Annotated in this window: 5 protein-coding genes and 1 pseudogene; 5 read left to right on the forward strand and 1 reads right to left on the reverse strand. The window is 69.7% G+C overall.

All coding sequences use genetic code 11. From position 1 onward, the window contains the following. A partial coding sequence (locus tag BT98_RS26895) for a transposase (RefSeq protein ID WP_155985218.1) occupies positions 1-163 on the reverse strand: 163 nt, incomplete at its 3' end. Between the two features lie 363 nt (positions 164-526). Between BT98_RS26895 and BT98_RS25365 the strand changes: the two genes are divergently transcribed. From BT98_RS25365 to BT98_RS28245, 5 genes and pseudogenes are all read left to right on the forward strand, one after another. Next, complete coding sequence (locus BT98_RS25365; protein WP_019461263.1) at positions 527-988, forward strand: nucleotidyltransferase family protein; 462 nt, start codon at positions 527-529, stop codon at positions 986-988. Continuing rightward, positions 982-1,356 carry a HepT-like ribonuclease domain-containing protein gene (locus BT98_RS25370; protein WP_019461262.1) on the forward strand — a complete coding sequence of 125 codons (375 nt, stop codon included), beginning with the start codon at positions 982-984 and terminating at the stop codon, positions 1,354-1,356. The genes BT98_RS25365 and BT98_RS25370 overlap by 7 nt, the downstream gene beginning before the upstream one ends. Continuing rightward, positions 1,337-1,579 carry a hypothetical protein gene (locus tag BT98_RS25375; protein ID WP_027297477.1) on the forward strand — a complete coding sequence of 81 codons (243 nt, stop codon included), beginning with the start codon at positions 1,337-1,339 and terminating at the stop codon, positions 1,577-1,579. Before BT98_RS25370 ends, BT98_RS25375 begins: the two co-directional genes overlap by 20 nt. A 257-nt stretch (positions 1,580-1,836) precedes the next feature. After that, positions 1,837-2,211 (forward strand): YrrC family ATP-dependent DNA helicase, encoded by a 375-nt coding sequence (locus BT98_RS28240; RefSeq protein WP_434551767.1) that lies wholly within the window; start codon positions 1,837-1,839, stop codon positions 2,209-2,211. Continuing rightward, positions 2,121-2,736: pseudogene (locus BT98_RS28245) on the forward strand (ATP-dependent DNA helicase); the annotation flags it as partial. The gene BT98_RS28240 and the pseudogene BT98_RS28245, both read left to right, overlap by 91 nt.

Genomic DNA, 2,736 nt, shown 5'->3' on the forward strand with positions numbered 1-2,736 from the left:
GGATCGCATCGACGACCCGCCGCATCGGCCAGGACCGGGGCCGTCCGGTCTTTGCAGGGCTTGGCAAGAAGGGCTCGACCAGGGCCCACTCGGCATCGGTCAGGCACGTTGCATAAGGCTGGGAGCCGCGCGCAAGCTGCGCGCGGGCGGCAGGGGTCCACATGGGCCACCTCGAAGGACGTCAGACACCCTCCGAACGCGCAGAACCCCCGCCGCTCACCCCGCCTCAGCCGTTATGAAACGGCGTCTGAAATCATCTAAAAGAGGACATAGGGAGCGATCCGAGAGAGGCCGTCTACTATGGCGTGGTTCCACCAAATGTGGACTGACCGCTACGGAAGGAGCTGATGAGAAAGCTGATGCGGTGGACAGCCCTCTGCTCGCTGACTTCGACAGCCGCGAGCTTGACACCGATGCCGCTCAGGGGCCGTCCACCGCATCAGCTTGGCCTCCTGACAGTGGAAAGCAGCGCTCTATAGGCTTGCATCCCGTCACCGTTTGTGCACATGTGCGCAGAGGTGCTATCATGCCGATGTCGACATCTTCCACCGCAGCAGCCTTCCTGTCCGTCCGCCTGCCTTCTGCCACGCGCGATCGGCTGAAGGCGGCGGCTGCCTCCCGTGGCGAGACGGTGCAAGGACTCGTCGGCTCCCTTGTTGAGAGCTTCCTGGCTCAGGAGGCGGGAACCACCCCTACCCTTGCGGTCGTGCTTGGCCGACTTCGTGCCCATGCCGGTGAGCTGCGGGCCCGTGGCATCGCCTCGCTGTCCGTCTTCGGCTCCGTCGCCCGAGGCGACGCCCGTCCCGGCAGCGACGTCGATCTGCTCGCCGACCTCGATCCGGCGGCGCACCTGTCGCTGGTCGGCCTGTCGTCGCTGCGCGCCGAGTTGTCGGATCTGCTCGGTGCCCCAGCTGACCTGGTGGAGCGCGGGGCGTTGCGCCCGGGAGTGCGCGAGGCGGCTGAACGCGAGGCCGTGCGGGCATGGTGAGGCCGGGCCGGCGCGGCACGCGCGAGCGGCTGGAGGACATCCGTGCCGCCGCAGAGGATGCGCTCGCCTTCGCGGGCGAGCTGGACGAAGCCGCCTTCGCTGTGCTGGCCGAAACGGACCGCCGCACCTACCGGGCTCTGAAGAACGCCTTGGCCGAGATCGGCGAAGCGGTGAAGCTGCTCCCACCCGAGCTGCTCGGCCGTCATCCCGGCGTGGACTGGCGCGGATGGGCCGGGCTGCGCGACCTGGTGTCGCACCAGTATTTCAGCCTGGAGCTACCCCGGCTGCGGCCGGCGGTGGTCGACGAGCTGCCGGCCCTGTTGGCCGCGGTCGAAGGGGAACTCGGCGGTGAGACGCGCCAGGCCTAGTACGACCGCAAGGGGCGCGGCGGCGCAGTTGCCACCTCTGGTGGATGCCGCCGCCGGCCAGGAGATCGTCACGATCCGCGCTGGCAAGCTGGCGCCGCCCGGTTGCCAGGCTTCCAGGCCGCGCCGCGTGCTCGGCAGCATGGCTGGCTGTCTGCGGCGGGTGCCGGCCGATTTCGACGCGCCGCTGCCTGCCAAGATCCTCGATGGCTTCGAGGGGCGCTGACGCGTCTGCTGCTGGACCCTGGCCGACCCGGATCGGCTGGTCTCGATCGCGCCGTTCAGCGGTGGCAGGGCGGCGATGCATGCACGGGGAGTGCTGGCCGTCAGGCTCTCCCATCGGCCGCCAAACGGAGCCATCTTTCGCACGTGCCCAGCACCGCTGCCCCGTCCCTGCCTGCCGCTGATCGCGGCCCGCCCACCGAGGCGCTGACCGGCCTGGTGGAACGCGTCACCTACCACAACGCCGAGAACGGCTTCTGCGTGCTGCGGGTCAAGGCGCGCGGCCACCGCGACCTGGTCACCGTGGTGGGCCACGCCGCCTCGATCTCGGCTGGCGAGTGGGTGCAGATGTCGGGCGCCTGGGTCAACGACCGCGCCCACGGCCCGCAGTTCAGGGCGGGCTTCCTCAAGGCCACCCAGCCCACGACGCGCGAGGGCATCGAGAAGTACCTGGGCTCGGGCATGATCCGCGGCATCGGCCCGGTCTACGCGGCCAGGCTGGTGGCGGCCTTCGGCGAGGCGGTGTTCGAGCTGATCGAGGCCGAGCCGGATCGCCTGCGCGAGGTCACCGGCATCGGCTTCCGCACCGCCGATACCGTGTGGTGGGCAGGCTCGGCATCGAGCCCACGGCGATGATCCGGGTCCGCGACGTGCAGGTGCTCTGCCCGATGAACCGGGGCGGGCTGAGGGCCCGGGCGTTGAACGCCGCGCTGCAGGGGGCGCTGAACCCACCCGGCGAGTTGCAGGTCGAGCGCTTCGGCTGGACCTTTGGTCCTGGTGACAAGGTCATGCAGGTGGCCAACAGCTACGACCGGGAGGTGTTCAACGGCGACCTCGGGGTGATCACGGGCGTGGACCTGGAGGAGGGCGAGCTCACGGTGGTCTTCGACGGGCGGGAGGTCGCCTACGGCTTCGGGGAGCTGGACGAGCTGGTGCTGGCCTACGCCACCACTATCCACAAAGCGCAAGGGTCGGAGTACCCGGCGGTGGTGATCCCGCTCAGCACGCAGCACTATGCGATGCTGGCGCGCAACCTGCTCTACATTGGCGTGATGCGGGGCCGGAAGCTGGTGGTGCTGCCCGGGCAGCGGCGAGCCCTGGCAATCGCCATGCGCAACCAGGCCACGCGCCGGCGCTGTTCGAAGCTCCGGGAGCGGCTGG

Source organism: Roseomonas mucosa ATCC BAA-692 (genome assembly GCF_000622225.1).
Taxonomy (GTDB): Bacteria; Pseudomonadota; Alphaproteobacteria; order Acetobacterales; family Acetobacteraceae; genus Roseomonas; species Roseomonas mucosa.

What these genes read in the sequence shown, in the direction of transcription:
- BT98_RS25370 (WP_019461262.1), top strand. Translation starts at nt 982, where the DNA reads ATGGTGAGGCCGGGCCGGCGCGGCACGCGCGAGCGGCTGGAGGACATC.
- BT98_RS25365 (WP_019461263.1), top strand. Translation starts at nt 527, where the DNA reads ATGCCGATGTCGACATCTTCCACCGCAGCAGCCTTCCTGTCCGTCCGC.